Annotated in this window: 14 protein-coding genes; 6 read left to right on the top strand and 8 right to left on the bottom strand. The window is 72.3% G+C overall.

Going from position 1 to position 18,176, the window contains the following annotated elements; all coding sequences use genetic code 11:
* The first annotated feature begins 420 nt into the window (after positions 1 to 420).
* Both ACLJWH_RS07675 and ACLJWH_RS07670 read left to right on the top strand, forming a co-directional pair.
* Positions 421 to 2,211 (top strand): UvrD-helicase domain-containing protein, encoded by a 1,791-nt coding sequence (locus ACLJWH_RS07675; RefSeq protein ID WP_411140815.1) that lies wholly within the window; start codon positions 421 to 423, stop codon positions 2,209 to 2,211.
* A gap of 226 nt (positions 2,212 to 2,437) precedes the next feature.
* Positions 2,438 to 2,752 carry a DUF6343 family protein gene (locus ACLJWH_RS07670; RefSeq protein WP_411140814.1) on the top strand — a complete coding sequence of 105 codons (315 nt, stop codon included), beginning with the start codon at positions 2,438 to 2,440 and terminating at the stop codon, positions 2,750 to 2,752.
* A gap of 630 nt (positions 2,753 to 3,382) precedes the next feature.
* Here the strand turns inward: ACLJWH_RS07670 and ACLJWH_RS07665 are convergent.
* The 4 genes from ACLJWH_RS07665 to ACLJWH_RS07650 all read right to left on the bottom strand — a co-directional run bounded on the left by ACLJWH_RS07665 (position 3,383) and on the right by ACLJWH_RS07650 (position 6,295).
* Entirely contained in the window at positions 3,383 to 3,793 is a 411-nt protein-coding gene (locus tag ACLJWH_RS07665) for a tetratricopeptide repeat protein (protein ID WP_411140813.1), read from the bottom strand.
* Between the two features lie 143 nt (positions 3,794 to 3,936).
* Positions 3,937 to 4,395, bottom strand: a complete 459-nt coding sequence (locus tag ACLJWH_RS07660) for a cupin domain-containing protein (protein ID WP_411140812.1) — start codon at positions 4,393 to 4,395, stop codon at positions 3,937 to 3,939.
* Between the two features lie 106 nt (positions 4,396 to 4,501).
* A complete protein-coding gene (gene coaE, locus ACLJWH_RS07655) occupies positions 4,502 to 5,092 on the bottom strand; it encodes a dephospho-CoA kinase (RefSeq protein WP_411140811.1) in 591 nt (196 codons plus the stop codon).
* Between the two features lie 255 nt (positions 5,093 to 5,347).
* Positions 5,348 to 6,295, bottom strand: a complete 948-nt coding sequence (locus ACLJWH_RS07650) for a proteasome assembly chaperone family protein (RefSeq protein ID WP_411140810.1) — start codon at positions 6,293 to 6,295, stop codon at positions 5,348 to 5,350.
* 432 nt (positions 6,296 to 6,727) lie between these two features.
* Here ACLJWH_RS07650 and ACLJWH_RS07645 point away from each other — a divergent pair, with 432 nt between their 5' ends.
* Positions 6,728 to 7,729, top strand: coding sequence for a nitrous oxide reductase family maturation protein NosD (locus ACLJWH_RS07645; RefSeq protein WP_411140809.1), 1,002 nt, complete (start codon positions 6,728 to 6,730; stop codon positions 7,727 to 7,729).
* A 109-nt stretch (positions 7,730 to 7,838) separates the two neighbouring features.
* Here ACLJWH_RS07645 and rpsA read toward each other — a convergent pair whose 3' ends face one another.
* On the bottom strand, positions 7,839 to 9,359 hold the full coding sequence (gene rpsA, locus ACLJWH_RS07640) for a 30S ribosomal protein S1 (RefSeq protein ID WP_052854745.1): 1,521 nt from the start codon (positions 9,357 to 9,359) through the stop codon (positions 7,839 to 7,841).
* 372 nt (positions 9,360 to 9,731) lie between these two features.
* On the opposite strand from rpsA, the gene ACLJWH_RS07635 reads away from it, so the two are divergent.
* Both ACLJWH_RS07635 and hrpB read left to right on the top strand, forming a co-directional pair.
* Positions 9,732 to 10,559 carry a class I SAM-dependent methyltransferase gene (locus ACLJWH_RS07635; protein WP_411140808.1) on the top strand — a complete coding sequence of 276 codons (828 nt, stop codon included), beginning with the start codon at positions 9,732 to 9,734 and terminating at the stop codon, positions 10,557 to 10,559.
* A 101-nt stretch (positions 10,560 to 10,660) separates the two neighbouring features.
* A complete protein-coding gene (hrpB, locus tag ACLJWH_RS07630; protein ID WP_411140807.1) occupies positions 10,661 to 13,273 on the top strand; it encodes an ATP-dependent helicase HrpB in 2,613 nt (870 codons plus the stop codon).
* Positions 13,274 to 13,468: 195 nt separating this feature from the next.
* Here hrpB and ACLJWH_RS07625 read toward each other — a convergent pair whose 3' ends face one another.
* From ACLJWH_RS07625 to ACLJWH_RS07615, 3 genes are all read right to left on the bottom strand, one after another.
* Positions 13,469 to 14,530 (bottom strand): DUF3068 domain-containing protein, encoded by a 1,062-nt coding sequence (locus tag ACLJWH_RS07625; RefSeq protein WP_411140806.1) that lies wholly within the window; start codon positions 14,528 to 14,530, stop codon positions 13,469 to 13,471.
* 18 nt (positions 14,531 to 14,548) lie between these two features.
* Positions 14,549 to 14,683, bottom strand: coding sequence for an SPW_0924 family protein (locus ACLJWH_RS07620; protein ID WP_411140805.1), 135 nt, complete (start codon positions 14,681 to 14,683; stop codon positions 14,549 to 14,551).
* A gap of 190 nt (positions 14,684 to 14,873) precedes the next feature.
* Positions 14,874 to 16,700: a lytic transglycosylase gene (locus tag ACLJWH_RS07615; RefSeq protein ID WP_411140804.1), complete on the bottom strand. Its 1,827-nt coding sequence runs from the start codon at positions 16,698 to 16,700 to the stop codon at positions 14,874 to 14,876.
* 184 nt (positions 16,701 to 16,884) lie between these two features.
* Here ACLJWH_RS07615 and ACLJWH_RS07610 point away from each other — a divergent pair, with 184 nt between their 5' ends.
* The gene (locus tag ACLJWH_RS07610; RefSeq protein WP_411140803.1) at positions 16,885 to 17,949 is read left to right on the top strand and encodes a DUF4184 family protein; all 1,065 of its coding nucleotides are present in this window, start codon (positions 16,885 to 16,887) and stop codon (positions 17,947 to 17,949) included.
* Positions 17,950 to 18,176 lie beyond the last annotated feature (227 nt).

Genomic DNA, 18,176 nt, shown 5'->3' with positions numbered 1-18,176 from the left:
TGCCGTCCCCTCGTGCCTTTTCGCTCCATGCCGGTCGCGGCCACGGCCGGGCCTGCCGTGCCCGGCTCACCCTCGCGGCCCCGACCTGCGAGTCTACGGTCGTACGCACTGCCCCTCCCCCGTGTCGGCTGCACACCGGCGTCGGTCCCGCCGCGCCGTGCGTCATGTCGACGGAACGTGATGTCGATGGAAGCAGACGGCACTGACAATGCGTCTCGGCCGCGCTTCCCACGCCGGTCGCCGACGGCTCACGCCGACCCCGCTGACCCCGCTGACCCCGCCGGGGCCGCCGGGGCCGCCGGGGCCGCCGAGCGGAGTTATCCACAGGCCGCACAGCACATCTCACCCTCCCTCCGAAATCCGCTACGGTGAGTGACGTCATCACTCTCGGTAATCGTCATTTGTCGGTGAGGAGTTCCCATGCATGCCCCCACTCCCGAGCAGACCGCCGCGGCCGACGCGTTCCGGGCCGGCACCCACCTCGTGATGCAGGCCGGTGCCGGCACCGGCAAGACGACGACCCTCGCGATGCTGGCGCGCGAAGCACGGCGCGAGGGCCGGCTCGGTCGGTACATCGCCTTCAACAGAGCCGTCGCGCGCGACGCCGCCCGGGAGTTCCCCGCCGGCGTGGCCTGCGGAACCGCTCACGCCCTCGCATATACCGCGGTGGGCAGGGCCTACCAGGCACGGATGAACGCCCCTCGGCAGGCGGGGTGGAGAACGGGCGCGGCCCTGGGCATCGACGTCGGCCTGTCCGTACGCATCGGGGCGCGCACGGTCGACCACAAGGCCCTCTCCCATACGGTCCTGCGCACGGTCACCCGGTTCTGCCAATCGGCCGACGAGAAAATCACCCGCCACCATGTCCCGCCCTTGCGCGGAGCGGAATCGGCACCGCTGCACCATCAGCTCACCGGCATCGTCCTGCCCTACGCCCGCAAGGCATGGCGCGACCTGCAACGCCCCGACCACGGCGTCGTCCGCTTCGAGCACGATCACTACCTCAAGATGTGGGCACTGCGAGAGCCCGTCATCCCGGTGGACTTCCTGCTCCTGGACGAGGCGCAGGACACCAATCCCGTGGTCGAACAAATCCTGATGGCGCAGCGGGACCACGCACAGCTGGTGCTGGTCGGGGACTCCGCGCAGGCCGTCTACGGCTGGCGCGGCGCACGCGATGTGATGACCGGATTCGACGGCAGGCAGCTCACCCTCTCCCGCTCGTTCCGCTTCGGGCCGGCACTGGCCGCGGAGGCCAACCGCTGGCTGACGATCGTGGACGCGCCGATCCGGCTCACCGGATCCCCGTGGCTGGAGACGGAGCTGGGCCCGGTCCGCGAACCGGCGGCGATCCTGTGCCGGTCGAATGTCGGGGCGATGGTGGAGGTGATGCGGCAGTTGGAGGCGCACCGCCGGGTCGCGCTCGCCGGTGGCGGCGAGGCGCTGAGCGCGCTGGTGCGGGCCGCCCACGACCTGGAGGCGGGGCGCCGCACGTCCCATCCCGAGCTGATGCTCTTCGAGTCCTGGGCGGAACTGCGGGAATACGCGGCGTACGACCCGGCGGGCCGGGATCTGCTGCCGTTGGTGGGGCTCGTCGATGAACACGGCACCGCAGCCCTGTTACACGCCTTGGAGCGGCTCTGGCCGGAGGAATCGGCGGAGGTGACGGTGTCCACGGCACATCGGGCCAAAGGCCGGGAGTGGGCGAGCGTGCGCATCGCGGACGATTTCACGCCTCCTGGCGATCTCGACGAGCGCGGCGAGGACGGAACGCCGCTCCCCGGGCCGATCGACATCGACGAGGCGCGTCTGGCCTACGTCGCGGTGACCCGCGCCCGCTCACACCTCGACATCGGCGGGCTGTCCTGGATCAACGGGCATCCGGCGGGCGATCCACGACCCCGCGAAGCGGGAACCGAGGACCGGTACGACAGACCCGATGGACCGCATGAACCGTATGGGCTCCACGGGCCCCATAGGCCGGATGGGCCCCTTGGACCGGATGAACGAGTTCGCGGAGGTGACGGCACGGAGCGCGGTACCACCCGGAAAGACAGGGAGCCGTGGGTCCCGCCCCCACGCCAACGAGGCCACTCTCGCCCGAAGCACGGCGACGGCGGCGTGGCCGGTGGGACGGCAGGCGGTGGCGCGACCGCTGATGATGCGGCGGAAGGAACGCGAAGGGCAGGGGAGGACGGTGGGGAGCACTGATGCGGTAGCGGACCTCCGGCGCGTACGGGACGTCATGGAGCGAGGACGCTGCGCAGAGGACTCCGAGCCTGCCCTCACACGGACGGCAGCAGCAGCACCACGCCCCGGGTCCAGACCCGCGGCACGGCCGTCACACCACCCCCTGACGCGCTTCCCGAATCGCCACCGCGGGGCAGGTGACGGGCTTGCCCGGCGGGAGGATCCTGTAGGTGGGAGATGGGTGCCGATGCGTACGGGAAATGAACCCCTTCAGGCACGCAGCCCGCTGAAAATGCGCTGTGGGCTGGCGCTGTGGGGACTCCTGTGGACCATCGCCGGAACAGTGGCCTTCGTCATGGCCGGCAGGCCGGAATGGGCGGCCGCCTGTGCCGCCGTGGCGGCGGTGGCGGCGGTCGATCTGTCGCTGGTGATCCGGCACATCCGGCAGGGACCGCACTACCAGCCGGGCAAGGACATACCACCCTACGAGCCCGACCACGGCCGGAACGACGCCTTCGGCAGACGGGACACCACCGGCCGGAGACGCAAGGCCGGGCCGTAAGGCGTCGCCGCCGACCCGGAACTGCCACGGGGTGCCGTATCCACATGGCGGAACGGCTCCCCTCAGGACCGGCCGGCCGGACGGACCGGCGGACGAGCCTCACCCCGGGGCGCCGGCCCGCACGACAGGAAAGGCCGTCGATTCATCTCGCCGCCGATGCCGCACGGTCACGTTCCGCCGGTTCCCCACCACGATCGGCAAGGAGGTATCCGAAGGCCACCAGGTGCATCTGATCCGCAGCAAGTACGCCACCCACAGAGCCCCGACGATGCAGCACCGGTTCTCCGCCCACCCCGCCTCCACCCCCACGTCCCCGTCAGCGGATCGCCCTCCCACCCGGCGAACCGTCTTCACACCCAGCGGACTTCACACCCAGCGAACCGCGATGGCCGAGCCTGGCCGAGCGGTGGTTCTCCAAGTCGGCGGATCAGCGCGTACGCCACGACGTCCGGGCGTACGCCGCGGAGTCCGGCCACCCGCCGAGGTCCTGGACGTGGACATGCGGGCCTGCATCACCGACCGGAACGACACCCCGCACCGGAATCACTTGTCCGGGCCAGGGACGCCGCCCAGATCCGCGGGCCCTCGGCAAGCTGCTGTCCAGGCCCGGCCCGGCCCGCCCCGCTAGCCCTAACTCCGGCGGTGACCCGCGCCGGGGCCGCCGTCACCGTCATCCGTACCGCTCGCGAAGCGGGCCGCCTCGATGAACTGCGGGCGCGGCTCCAGAGCCGCCGCGAGGCGGAAGTGACGCAGCGCCTCCACGGGGCGGTTGGCACGCTCCAGAGTGCGGCCCAGCGCGAAGTGGGCGAAGGCGTTGTCCGGCTCGCGTTCCAGCACGATCTGGAACTCGAGTTCGGCGGGGCGCAGTTGAGCGGCGAGGAAGAAGGCGCGGGCACGCAGCAGTCGGGCCGCGGTGTTCTCCGGGTGTGCGGAGATGACGGAGTCCAGCAGCCGGATCGCACCGCGCGGATCGCGGGCCTCCAACAGGTGCTCCGCGGCGCGGAAGTCGATGACATGCGTCTCGGGGCTGCGATCGGGCACAACCGTCTCCTCTCCGGGGCCGTCCGGGCAGCCCGTCAGCCACCCACCGCACGGCGTTACGTGCCCCACAACAATCCCGTCCGCCACCGAATTCCCCCGTGCCCCACCCGCTCCCCGCTCCGCCTCTTCCCATGGCCCAGCCCCTACAGGCTGATGTGGTACGCCTTGCGCAGCGTCTCGTGCACGGTCCACCGCGTGCGGTCGCCTTCGCGCAGTATGCAGGCGTCCCCCGGTCCCACCTGGAGCACCGGACCGTCCGCCACCTCGATCGTGGCGCGCCCGCTGACGACCACGAAGAGTTCGTTGGCCTCGGTGTCCGTCACCACGCCGGGCGTGATCTGCCAGACCCCTCGGATCTGCCGCCCGTCCGGCGACTCCCACAGCACCTTGCCGGTCACCACCGGCTCCCCTGAGACGATCTGACCGGGATCCAGCGGCTCCGGCTCCAGCTCGGCATCCGCGAACCCGGGGATACTGACGACGAATGACGCGGCGGGCACAGCGGAGACCTCGGGGGCATCGGAGCCGGCTTCCGCGCCAGAGGCAGAGCCGGGGCCGGGGCCGGAAACGGCGGTCGCGGAGTCAAGATCGATAGCAGTCATGGCGGCGAGGCTATCGCCCACCCGCACCCCACCCGCAGGCGCTCCCGCCACATCCTGCTCGTAAGCTCCGCCGGCACCCCGCCCCATCAGCCCCGCCCCATCGGCCTCACCGGTTCCGCAGGCGCTCCCAGACCTTCCGGACCTGCGGTTCCAGTTCCGCCAGCGGTCCGTCGTTGTCGATGACGAGATCCGCGACCACCAGACGCTGCTCGCGGGTCGCCTGCGCCGCCATCCGGGACTTCGCCTCGTCCTCCGTCATACCGCGCTGCCGCACCAGCCGGTCCAACTGGGTCTGCGGTGCGGCATCGATGACGATCACCAGGTCGTACAGCGGTGCCAGGCCGTTCTCCGCAAGCAGCGGCACATCGTGCACCACCACCGCGTCCGGCCCCGCCGACGCCTCGAGTTCGGCCGAGCGGGCGCCCACCAGCGGGTGCACGATCGCGTTCAGCGCCTTCAGCTTCTCCGGGTCGGCGAAGACGATGCGGCCCAGTTTCGGCCGGTCGAGAGTGCCGTCGGGCGCGAGGACGCCGGCCCCGAACTCCTCGACCACCGCCGCCAGTCCGGGCGTCCCCGGCTCGACAACCTCGCGGGCGATTCTGTCGGCGTCCACGATCACCGCGCCGTAGGACGCCAGCAATCGCGAGACCTCGCTCTTGCCCGCGCCGATTCCGCCCGTCAGCCCCACTTTCACCATGCGCCCACGCTATACGGTCCACGGAACGCCGACCCCGGCACCGCACACACCGCGCCACGCCGCACACATCGCAGTGCGCATACTGCCCGCACCGCACCGCACGCGCCGGCCGAACGGCGCGCGCCACACCAGCCGGACCGACGCAACGGACAGGCCGGCCCACTGCTCAGCCGGCCGCCCACCGCGCAGCACATCGCCCAGCTCCCCCGCCCCGGAATCCGGCCCCCTCGGACCAGGGTCACGCTCAGGCCGGGGTCATGCCCCGCCTCCGTCACCCTCCCGCTCCGCGAGGAAACGCTCGAACTCCCTGCCGATCTCGTCCGCCGAGGGCAGCTCCATCGGCTCGGCCACCAGATTTCCGCGCGTCTCGGCCCCGGCCACCGCGTCGTACTGGTGCTCCAGCCCGCTGACCAGCGCGACCAGCTCCTCATCACCCTCGGAGATCTGCCGTTCGATCTCCTCCTGGGTCCGCAGCGCCTCCGTGCGCAGCGAATGCGCCGCGGTGGGCAGGACCAGACCGGTCGCGGCCGTCACCGCCTCCAGGGCTGTGAGCGCGGCGTCCGGATACGCGGAGCGGGCGACGTAGTGCGGTACGTGCGCCGCCACACCCAGGACGTCGTGTCCCGCCTCGGCGAGCCGGAACTCGATCAGCGCCTCGGCGCTGCCGGGCACCTGGGCCTCGTCGAAGTAGCTGCCGTGCCCCGGCATCAGGTCCGTGCGGTTGCCGTGCGGCGTGATCCCTACGGGGCGGGTGTGCGGCACGCCCATCGGGATGCCGTGGAAATTGACCGACAGCCGTACCCCGAGCCGCTCCACGATCTGCCGTACCGCCGCGGCGAAGCGCTCCCACTCCACATCCGGTTCGGGGCCGGACAGCAGCAGGAACGGCGCACCGGTCGTGTCCTCGACCAGTCGCAGCTGGATGCTCGGGGTCTCGTACGCGGTCCAGCGGTGGCTCTGGAAGGTGAGCAGCGGACGGCGGGCGCGGTAGTCGACCAGTCGGTCGTGGTCGAAGCGTGCGACCACTCGGTGCGTCAGCCCGTCGAGCAGCCGCTCCACGATCTGGTCGCCCGCCTCGCCGGCGTCGATATAGCCGTCGAAGTGGTACAGCAGCACCAGACCGGCGGAGTCCCTGGCGGCGATCGCCTCAACCGCCGCGAGCCCGCTCGGCTCCCATTCGTACAACCCTTGGGGATCCAACACAGTGACCGCTCCTCCTCGTATCCGTGGGGAAGAACGTCCCACACCGGCCCCGCATTCCCGGCCCCTTCGCGCCCGCCCCCAGCGCGATACCGGCCACACCACCGGCACCGGCCGCTCCGACGATCCGGCTGCCGCACCGACGAGATCGCGCCACGTTCACGCCACGGACAACGCCACCAGCTCGCACGGTCCGATGCCGGAGTCCGCCACCCCACCTCCACGTTCCACCCCGCCTTCGGCAACAGCGGCGCCAAAATTCACACCTCTGAACTACCGTCCCGCACCGCAGAGTTGACGAGCCGACCGGCCGTGTCCGGCATGCGCGCAGATCCACCGCGAAACCTTGACGTCTCTTCGGCCACGCCTCTAGCTTCACGGGCACCCTCGCGATTCACACTCACGCCCAACGTTCAGATATGGAAAGGCAGTTGCATGCGCACCGGACCTCTCCTGCACCTCTCGGCCGCCGCGTTGCTGGCGGTCGGCACCGTCCTGACCGTCACGCCGACAGCCGTCGGCAACCCCGCCTCCGCCGGCGCCCGTTCGCACTCCCCCGCCCGCGCGATCGGCGTATCGACCGCGGCCCAGCTCAAGGCCGCGCTCACCGCCGCCCGCCCCGGTGACACCATCCAGCTCGCCGACGGGACGTACCGGGGCAACTTCACGACCTCCGTCGCCGGCAGCACCGCGTCCCGGATCACCCTCACCGGCTCGTCGAAGGCCGTGCTCTCCGCGAGCGGTGGCTACGGGCTGCATCTGAACGGCTCCTCGTACTGGACCGTCAAAGGGATCACCGTCACCGGTGGCCAGAAGGGGATCGTGACGGACGGCGCGAACGGTGTCGTCATCGACTCCGTCACCGTCCACGACCTGGACATGGAGGGCGTGCACTTCCGCAAGTCCAGCAAGAACGGGATCATCAGGAACTCCACAATCCGCGACACCGGCAAGGACGGCCGCGGGATGGGTGAGGGGATCTACGTCGGCAGTGCGGGCGGCACCGACGACAAGAGCGACAACGTGCAGATCCTCGACAACACCATCGGCCCCGGCGTCGGCGCCGAGAACGTCGACGTCAAGGAAGGCACGACCGGCACGAAGATCATCGGCAACACCTTCGACGGCAGCGGCCTGACCGGCGTCCACTTCGACGACTCCTGGGTCGACGTGAAGGGCAACGACGTCCTCGTCGAGAACAACACCGGCCGCCACACCACCAACAACGGCTACGAGACCCACACCCAGCAGCCGGGCTGGGGCTGCGGCACGGTCTTCCGCGGCAACAAGTCCGACCTGAGCGGTGCGACGGGCTCCGGCCGCTATGCCTTCAACATCACCAACTACGACGCGGCCGACTGCCCGGTCACCATCGCCCTCGACAACACCGTCACCGGCGGCCGCGGCATCGCCAACCCGGGCATCCCGGTGGGCTGACGGCCCGCCCGGTCGCGGACCCCGCCAGAACCACCCCCGGACACGGCGAAGGCCCGCTCCCCAGGGGGAACGGGCCTTCGCCTATCGGCTACTGCCTAGCGGTGAGCAATCAGCTCTGGCCGCCGGCCAGCTTCTCGCGGAGCGCGGCCAGGGCCTCGTCCGACGCCAGGGCGCCGGAGTTGTCCGCCGACTCCGAGGAGTACGAGCCACCGGAGACGTTGCCGCCACCGGCGTTGCCGCTGCCGCCACCGGCCGCCGGCGCCGCAGCACCCTCGGCCGCCGCCTGCTCGTCGGCCTCGCGGGACTTGATGACCTGGGCCTGGTGCTGCTCGAAGCGCTGCTGCGCCTCGGCGTACTGGTTCTCCCACGCCTCGCGCTGGGTCTCGTAGCCCTCGAGCCAGTCGTTGGTCTCGGGGTCGAAGCCCTCGGGGTAGATGTAGTTGCCCTGGTCGTCGTAGGACGCGGCCATGCCGTACAGGGTCGGGTCGAACTCGACCGCGGACGGGTCGGCGCCGAAGGACTCGTTGGCCTGCTTCAGCGAGAGGCTGATGCGACGGCGCTCAAGGTCGATGTCGATGACCTTGACGAAGATCTCGTCGTTGACCTGGACAACCTGCTCCGGGATCTCCACGTGACGCTCGGCCAGCTCGGAGATGTGGACCAGGCCCTCGATGCCCTCGTCGACGCGCACGAACGCACCGAAGGGAACGAGCTTGGTGACCTTACCCGGGACGACCTGACCGATCTGGTGGGTCCGGGCGAACTGCTGCCACGGGTCTTCCTGCGTCGCCTTGAGCGACAGGGAGACGCGCTCGCGGTCCATGTCGACGTCCAGGACCTCGACCGTGACCTCCTGGCCGACCTCGACGACCTCGGAGGGGTGGTCGATGTGCTTCCAGGACAGCTCGGAGACGTGCACCAGACCGTCCACGCCACCCAGGTCCACGAAGGCACCGAAGTTGACGATGGAGGAGACGACGCCGGAGCGCACCTGACCCTTCTGGAGGGTGGTGAGGAAGGTCTGACGGACCTCGCTCTGGGTCTGCTCCAGCCAGGCACGGCGGGACAGGACCACGTTGTTGCGGTTCTTGTCCAGCTCGATGATCTTGGCCTCGAGCTCCTTGCCCACGTAGGGCTGGAGGTCGCGCACGCGGCGCATCTCGACCAGGGAGGCCGGGAGGAAGCCACGGAGGCCGATGTCGAGGATGAGACCACCCTTGACGACCTCGATGACCGTACCGGTGACGATCCCGTCCTCTTCCTTGATCTTTTCGATCGTGCCCCAGGCACGCTCGTACTGAGCGCGCTTCTTGGACAGGATGAGGCGGCCTTCCTTGTCCTCCTTCTGGAGAACCAGGGCCTCGATCTCGTCACCGACGGCGACGACCTCGTTGGGGTCGACGTCGTGCTTGATCGACAGCTCGCGGCTGGGGATGACGCCTTCGGTCTTGTAACCGATGTCGAGCAGGACCTCGTCCCGGTCGACCTTCACGATGACGCCGTCGACGATGTCGCCGTCGTTGAAGTACTTGATCGTCTCGTCGATCGCGGCGAGGAAAGCTTCCTCGTTACCGATGTCGTTGACCGCAACCTGCGGGGTGGTGGCGGTGGTCTCGGTGCTGCTCGTCATGTGGGAAAGGGCTCCGGTACGGACATTGAAGTCGTAGGTACTGCTACGCCGAGAGCCGGTATCGCCTCTGCATAAGCCGGACAGCGTCAGAGGCGCATTTTCCGGAAGCTCCTTACGAACTGGAGCGACTGGAGCGCCTCGAAAACCGAGGGGACATACATACAGATGCGAGCGCGACCTGCTCCGTCTGAGGCGCGCAGGCCCGCAGCGCAACTTGTAGCATACGGGGGCAGCCGGACACGGTCAATGCGCGAAGGCGCATACCCAGGGCAGAACGCCCTATATCCGGCACACGCAATGTTTCCGCGAGGTCGTACGGCCTCACAGTCCCCTGCTGCTACAAGCTCAGCGAAGACTACGACGACGGGCGCGATGAACCAAGACCAAGAGCCGGAGGCGACGCGACGTGGCGCCTCGGACACCGAGAGCAGCCGGGCCAGTCGCAGCTGGTGGGACAGGAACGCGGACGAGTACCAGAGCGAGCACGGCGCGTTCCTCGGGGACGACCGCTTCGTCTGGGGCCCCGAGGGACTCGACGAGGCGGACGCCGCGCTGCTCGGGCCGGCCGCCGGGCTGAAGGGGCGGCGAATCCTGGAGATCGGGGCCGGCGCGGCGCAGTGTTCCCGCTGGCTGGCGGCGCAGGGCGCCCGGCCGGTGGCCCTCGACCTCTCGCACCGGCAGTTGCAGCACGCGCTGCGGATCGCCGACGGGGCGGCCACGGAGGCGGCCGGGGGCACCGAACTGGTGGAGGCGGACGCCGGGGCGCTGCCGTTTCGCGACGGCTCCTTCGATCTCGCCTGCTCCGCGTACGGCGCGCTGCCGTTCGTGGCCGACCCGGTACGGGTGCTGCGCGAGGTGCGCAGGGTGCTGCGGCCCGGCGGCCGGTTCGTCTTCTCCGTCACGCACCCCATCCGCTGGGCCTTCCCCGACGAGCCCGGCCCCGAGGGGCTGTCGGTGGCCGCCTCCTACTTCGACCGCACGCCGTACGTCGAGCAGGACGGGACGGGACGGGCGGTGTACGTCGAGCACCACCGGACGCTGGGTGACCGGGTGCGGGACGTGGTGGCCGGCGGGTTCCGGCTGGTGGATCTCGTCGAACCGGAGTGGCCGGAATGGAACGCGCAGGAGTGGGGCGGCTGGTCCCCGCTGCGTGGACATCTGATCCCGGGGACGGCGATCTTCGTCTGCGTGGCGGAGTGAGGGCGTCCGGAGCCGGGTGACCCCGGCTCCGGGGACGGGCCCGGTTCCCGTGCGGAGGCCCGGCCGGGGGCCGCGGGGCGCCGGGGCGGCAGACTGGAGCGGTGATCCGCCGTGACGCTCTTGCGCAGTTGCCCGTCCGTACCGCTCTGCCCGCGCTGCGCGAGGCCCTCGACGGGGCCGGTACGGCGGTGCTCTGCGCGCCGCCGGGCACCGGTAAGACGACCCTGGTGCCGCTGGATCTCGCGGGCCTGACCGGTACGGGGCCGGCGCGGCGGGTGCTGGTCGCCGAGCCCCGGCGGATCGCCGCGCGCGCCGCGGCGCGGCGGATGGCCTGGCTGCTGGGCGAGAAAGTAGGCGAGCGGGTCGGGTTCACGGTGCGCGGTGAGCGCCGGGCCGGGCCCCGTACCGCCGTGGAGGTGGTGACCACCGGGGTGCTGTTGCAGCGGCTGCAACGTGATCCGGAGCTGGCCGGTGTCGATGTCGTGGTGCTCGACGAGTGCCATGAGCGGCATCTCGACGCCGATACCTCCGCGGCCTTCCTGCTGGACGTGCGCGAGACGCTGCGGCCGGAGCTGCGGCTGGTGGCGGCGTCGGCGACGACGGACGCGCAGGGGTGGGCGCGGCTGCTGGGCGGCGCCGGGGACGCGGCCGCGGTGGTCGAGGCGGCGGGGGTGTCGCATCCGGTGGCGGTGGTGTGGGCGCCGCCGGAGCGGCCGGTGCGGCCGGCGCACGGGATGCGGGTCGATCCGGCGCTGCTGACACATGTCGCGGCGGTGGTCCGGCGGGCGCTGCGGGAGCAGTCGGGGGATGTGCTGTGTTTCCTCCCCGGGGTCGGGGAGATCGGGCGGGTCGCGGGGCAGCTGACCGGGGTGGACGCCGAGGTGTGGCAGGTGCACGGGCGGGCGTCGGCCGAGGTGCAGGACGCGGTGCTGGCGGGCGGGGACGGCGCCCGGCGGGTGGTGCTGGCCACCTCGGTGGCGGAATCGAGCCTGACCGTGCCCGGCGTACGGGTGGTGGTGGACAGCGGGCTGGCGCGGGTGCCGCGGACGGATCACGCACGCGGGCTCAGTGCGCTGACGACCGTACGGGCCTCGCAGGCGGCGGGGCGGCAGCGCGCCGGCCGGGCCGGCCGCGAGGCGCCGGGTGTGGTCTACCGCTGCTGGTCGGAGGGTGAGGACGGACGGCTGCCGCGCTTTCCCGACCCGGAGATCAAGGTCGCGGACCTCACGGCGTTCGCGTTGCAGGCGGCCTGCTGGGGCGATCCGTCGGCGGCCGGCCTGACCCTGCTGGACGCCCCGCCGGCCGGTGCGCTGGCCGCGGCCCGGGAGGTGCTGACGGCGATCGGCGCGGTGGACGCGGACGGCCGGGCGACGGACCGGGGGGTGCGGATGGGGCGGCTCGGGCTCCCGCCGCGGCTCGCCCGAGCGCTGCTGGACGGTGCCGGGGAGGTCGGCCTGCGGCGGGCCGCGGAGGTGGTGGCCCTGTTGAGCGAGGAGCCACCGCGCACGTACGGCGACGATCTGGCCGGTGCGTGGCGCACGGCGCGCCGGGGCGGTGACGCGTACGCCGCCAGGTGGCGGCAGGAGACGCGGCGGCTGGTATCGGCGGCCGGCGGGTCGGCGGCCGGCGGGAGTTCCGGTGCCGGCGGGGGTACGGAGGCCGTCGGGGGCCTGCGGACAGGTGAGGGGGCGGGGTCGGGGGACGATGCCGCTGCCGGGCTGGTGGCCGCGTTGGCGTTTCCGGAGCGGGTGGCGCGGATGCGAGGCGTGGGGAGCTATCTGATGGCGTCGGGGACCGGGGCCGAGCTGGCCGGGGCGGGGCCCGGCCCTGGGTCGCGGGCCGGGGACGGCTCGCGGCTGCGTGATGCCGCATGGCTGGCGGTGGCGGTGGCGGACCGGCCGGTGGCGGCGGCCTCGGCGCGGGTGCGGCTCGCGGCGGTGATCGACGAGGCGACGGCCCGCGCCGCGGCGCGGGCGCTGTACTCCTCGGGCGAGGAGGTCCGCTGGTCGGACGGGGACGTGGTGGCCAGGAAGGTGACCCGGCTGGGGGCGATCGAGCTGACCGCCCGGCCGCTGACCGCGCCCGGTCCCGGGCTGCTGCGGGACGCGGTGGTGTCGGGGCTGCGGCAGGAGGGGCCGGGGTTGCTGCGCTGGTCGCCGGGGGCGGTCTCGCTGCGGCAGCGGATGGCGTTTCTGCACCGGGAGCTGGGCGCGCCGTGGCCCGATGTGTCGGACGCGGCGCTGCTGGCGCGCGTCGAGGAGTGGCTGGGGGTGGAGCTGGGGCGGGTGCGGCGGCGGGCCGATCTGGCGCGGGTCGACGCGGGGCAGGCGCTGGCCCGGCTGCTGCCGTGGGCGACCGGCGACGCGGCCCGGTTCGACGAGCTGGCGCCGGAGCGCATCGAGGTGCCGAGCGGGTCGCGGGTGCGGGTGGACTACGGCGGTGAGCAGCCGGTACTGGCCGTCAAGCTGCAAGAGCTGTTCGGCCGCCAGGAGTCACCGCGGGTGGCCGGCGGGCGGGTGCCCGTCCTCGTGCATCTGCTCTCCCCCGCCGGGCGTCCGGCCGCCGTCACGGCCGATCTCGCCTCGTTCTGGCAGGGCGGGTACCGCTCCGTGCGCGCGGAGTTGCGCGGTCGCTATCCCAAGCACCCCTGGCCGGAGGATCCTTCGACGGCCGAGCCGACCCGGCACACGACGGCGCGGCTCAAGCGGGGCTGAGGGCGCGGCGGGCGCGCGGGCGGGGTGCGGGCGGGCTCCGCGGACCGTTTCCTTGGCGTGGGGCCAGGGGCCGCCTCCTCGCCGGAGCGGTGCGGCCGCGGCGGCTCCGTCACCACGGGCAGGGCGGGTCAACTCCGGTGTCCAGTACGCCACTTCACCGGGCGGCGGGCGGTTCGTCTGCGTCATACGGACACCCTACGGGCCGCCACTGACAGTGCGGGGCGCGGACGGCGGCGGTACGGGGCCGCCCGGGTCGGAGCCGGGGCCGGGGCCGCTTTCGGTTTCGGGCCGGTCTCCGCCGACGGTGCCGGGGCCCGGACGGCGGCCGCGGGCTTCCAGGTACAGGCTGAGGGCGAGCAGCACGGCGCCGAGTGCGAGGAAGCCCCAGGGGAGGTAGCGGGTGAGCAGCAGGACCAGGGTCCGCTGGGATTTCACGAGGGCCACGGTGGCGTCGACGTAGTCGGCGCGCATCTTCACATGGCCGGCGAAGGCGGTGACCTTACCGCCGCCGGGCAGCAGTTGGCCGCCGCGCAGTTCTTCCTTGTGGATCTCCTGGCCGTTGACGGGCGCACCGGTGACCGGGTCCACCCAGAACATCCGCTTGGTGGTGTACCAGCGGGTGGTACCCAGCTTCTCGACGGACTCCGGGGTGATGCCCTGGACCGGCATCTTCTTGGGGAGCGGGACCTTGGTCCAGGGGATGGTCTGCTCGAAGTAGTAGACCTCCAGCCCGCGGAAGGTGCGGGTCCCCTTGTAGTGGATGGGGGCGGAGGTGCGGGTCTGGGCGTCGAAGTAGGTGTAGTCGCGTTTCTCGGTGAGGAAGGGCCACTTGTACTCGATGCCGATGCGGCGGACCGGGTCGCCGTCGACCATCTCGCCGGTGGCGTGCACGGGTTCCTGGGAGTGCGCGTCGAAGATGTAGCGCTCGGGGATCTCGGAGACCATCTTGCCGTCGGGCCCCGCGACGTAGGACAGCGTGTCCCAGACGACGACATCGCGGCCCGCGGTCTTCGCGATCCGGCCGGACTCGGCGACATTGCCCTTGAGGGTCTGCACGATGGTGACCTTGGGCACCTGCCTGGCCTTCATCGTCCCGTAGTCGACAAGGGTGGCGGGCGACGCCTCCAGGACCATGGTCTGGTACTGGCCGGGCGGGATCTTGGCGAGCCGGGGGAAGGCGTACCACCGCAGCAGCGGGGACAGGGCGGTACAGAAGACGGCGACGGCGAGGAGCACCAGACTGGCGGTGCGGCGCATGGCGGCGGTGTCCCTCCCTCAGGGGTGCGCGGGGACGGTGGTCAGCAGCGGTTCGGGCGAGGTCTGACCGGCGGGCCCGCCGATCGCCGTGGCGGCGAAGACGAGGGCGAGCGCGGCGGCCAGTCCGACCGCGGCTGCTTTGAGGGCGCGCATGGCCGGCCTCCCGGAGAGCTGATGCGGCGTCAGGGCGGGGGCACCGTAGCAATGGGCGGCACAGATGAGAACACGTTGCACCGCCGCCCCTGCCCGGGTGCGGGCGGGACGGCGGTGCATGAGGTGCTCCGGGGTGATGTGGTGGCGGGGCGGGCGGCCGTGGGGCGGGGCCCCTGGCCGGGCGGGGCTGCTACGAGCCCGCCGGCGCCCGGACGTTCAGCTTGACGGTCAGTACGGCGCCGTCGGCAGTGGTGAGCCTCAGCTGGAACGTCCCGGCGTGCGCATCGGTGTAGATCTTCGGAAGCTTCAGCAGACCGTTGGCGTCCGTCGTGAGGGTGGTCAGGGTGCGGACCGGCTTGTCCTTGTCCGCACCGGTGGCCCCGGGGTCCTTGAAGTAGGGGCCTTCGCCGTTCTCGACCGGGTTCTTCGGGTCGTCGGTGATCATCGTCGCGGTGACCCGCACGCCCGCCGCCGCCTTGCCCTGGTACGTCGCCTCGACCTCGACCGCGTCGTCCGCGAACGCCGCGCCCGCGGTCGCCGTCAGTTCCTTGTCGGAGGTACGGGCGAGCGCGTCGGCCTTCGGCGCGGGCTTGGCCTTGACGGTCCCGTCGAAGTCGACGGCGGGCACGGTGCGGCCGACGGCGGTCGCCCGGACGGTGAAGGCACCGGCCTTGTCACCCGCGCGCAGCGTCGGGGCGGTGGCCAGGCCGTCCTTGCCGGTGGTGACGGTGACGGCGGTCGCGTCGCCGGGGAAGCGGGCGTCCGTGGAGCCCACGAGGGTGAACCGGACGGGGGCGCCCGCGACGGGCTTGCCGGCGGCGTCCTTGGCGCGCACCTGTGGCGGCGCGGCGAACTCGGTGCCCGCGGTGGCGGTCAGGCTCTTGTCGCCGACCCGTTCGAGGGCGGTGAGCGGCGCGGGCTTGGCGGGCGGGGTGGGGGTAGGGGTGGGGGTGGGCGTCGGGGCCGGCTTGTCACCGCCGCCGGACGAGCCGCCGGAACCGTGCGAACCGCCGGGCCCGGCGGGCTCCTTCGGCTTGTCCGGCGTCACCTTGCCGGGCTTGGCGCCGCCGGTGCCCGAGCCGCCGGGGTGCGCGCCGGGACGTGTCGCACCGTCCGCGCCGGGAGGCGCACCACCGGCCGGGCCGCCGCCGGTGCCCGAGCCGCTGCGGTGTACCGGCAGGGTGCCCGTGCCGTCCGGCACCTCGTGGGTGCCCTTGCGGTAGTACGCGTACCAGGACAGCACCGTGTGGAGGTAGTCCTGGGAGTAGTTGTAGCTGAGGATCGCGCGCTCCATGTCGCGCTGCACCGACAGGTCGCGGCCGCCGTTGCAGAGGTAGTGGCCGGCGGCGAGCGTCGCGTCGAAGATGTTGTTGGGGTCCTTCTTGCCGTCACCGTTGCCGTCGGCGCCCCAGCCGTTGCCGTCGTGGCCGCCCTTGGCCCAGGTGGACGGGATGAACTGCATCGGGCCCACGGCGTGGTCGTACTTGGGATCGCCGTCGTAGAGGCCGCCGTCGGTGTCGGGGATGCTCGCGAATCCGTTGCCGTTGAGCTGCGGGCCGAGGATCGGCTTGAGGGTGGTGCCCTCGGCGTCGACCGCGCCGCCGTTCGCATGGCCGGACTCCACCTTGCCGATCGCGGCGAGCAGCTGCCAGGGCAGCCGGCACCCCGGATCGGACTCGGCTATCGCCGCCTCGGCCTTCTTGTACGCGGCGAGCACCGTCGCGGGGATACCGGCCTCGGCGGCGCCGGTTCCGATGCCGGTGCCGGCGGTGCCGCCGGGCCCGTCCGAACCGCCGGGCGGTACCGGACTGTTGAGGGGCGGCAGATCGGTGTAGTACGCCGAGCCGCCGTCGACGGAGGTGTCCGCGGGCGGGGGCGGAGGCGCGGACTGTTCCTTGGCGACAACGCTCTGCGCGGCGCCCGGCGCCTGAGAGGCGGTCAGCGCGGCGAGCGCTGCTGCCGCCACCGCCGTCGAAGCCGCTCCTTTGCGGAGCCGCCGTCCGTACCTGGCTGCCATTCCTGCCGTCCCCTCCGCGTTGCCCGACCGCGCGGATGACGCGGCACGGCGCTCCCCAGCACTCCAACTCAGCGAGACTACGACAACTCAGGACGGGCAGCCAGCATTCTTGTCGGCCCGCACAACGATCTCGTCGGCCCGCACAACGATCCGATTTGTTCAGAGAAAATACCGGGAGCGATCCATGCCATTCACGCTCAGCCACGCCGCGGCAGTGCTTCCTGCCGTCCGGCGGACCGGGGCGGCGCGCGGCCCGCTGATCGCCTCCGCGCTCGTCGCGGGCTCCTTCGCGCCGGATGTGACGTACTTCGCGGACTCGCTGATTCCGGGCGCGATGCTGTTCGGCGCCTTCACCCACAGCCTGCGGGGCGTCCTGACGGTGGATGTCCTGATCACCGTCGCGCTGGTCGGCGGCTGGCTGCTGCTGCGCGAACCGCTCGTGGCCCTGCTGCCCCGGGCTTGGCAAGGCCGGGTCCACGCGCTTGTCCGCGGGCGCCCGTGGCGCCCGCACCGGCCGCGCCAACTCGCCGCGTCGGCCGGGTGGTTCTGCCTCTCGGCGGTACTCGGCTCCACCACCCATGTCGTCTGGGACGCCTTCACCCACCCGGGCCTCTGGGGCACCCGGCTGATCCCCGTCCTGGGCAGGACCGTCGGCGGCCGCCCGCTGACGATGTATCTCCAGTACGGCACGTCGGCGCTCGCACTGGGCGCGATCGGCTGGTTCCTCTGGTCCGCGCTGAAGAGCGGCGGCGAGGCCGGGGGCGGGGGCGCGATGCCGGGGGTGACTGCCGGTGGGACTTCGGGACCGGCTGCGGGTGCGGGTGCGGGTGCGGGTGCGGGTGGTGCTGACGTGACGGCACATGGTGCTGGTGCGGCGGCCGGTGGGGTGGCCGGTGGGGTGGCCCTCGCCGCCGTCCCCGCGCTGACCGTCCGGTGGCGGCTGCTGCCGGCCGGCCCGGTCGTCCTGTGTGTACTCGCCGGCGCGGTCCACCGCACGGTGCGGGCGCACGCCGTCTACGGCGACGCGGCGACCTGGTTCGACTACGTCCCGTCCGTTCTCTTCGGCGCCGGTGCCGGCCTCGCCCTCGGCCTGCCGCTCTACGCCATCGTCGTACGGCTCCGGCACCGGCGTACGCGCCGGCCCCGGCCGACCGACGGCGGCGGGACGTGGCAGCCGCGAGGCGCGTCCGGGGAGACGGGTGCGGAGGCCCCCCGCCGCCGTCGGCGGATGCGCGCTTCCGGGCCCTGACGCGCCGCGGCCGCTCAGCGGCCGGCGGTGTCGCCGCACCGGAACCGTGGGCGGCACACCGTGCGGGCGCCGCACCCGATGGGGCCGTACTCGATGCGGATGCGGCATGGGATGCGGTGGTGACATGGGGTACGGATGCCGTACGCGGTGCGGGCGCCGTACGCGGTGCAGGCGTCCCACCCGGTGCGGGCACCGCACCCAGTGCGGGCACCGCACCCAGTGCGGGC

The organism is Streptomyces sp. x-80 (assembly GCF_046549095.1).
GTDB classification, from domain to species: domain Bacteria; phylum Actinomycetota; class Actinomycetes; order Streptomycetales; family Streptomycetaceae; genus Streptomyces; species Streptomyces celluloflavus.
The sequence above is the reverse complement of the archived record's forward strand: the minus strand, read 5'-3'. Positions and strand labels throughout refer to the sequence as shown.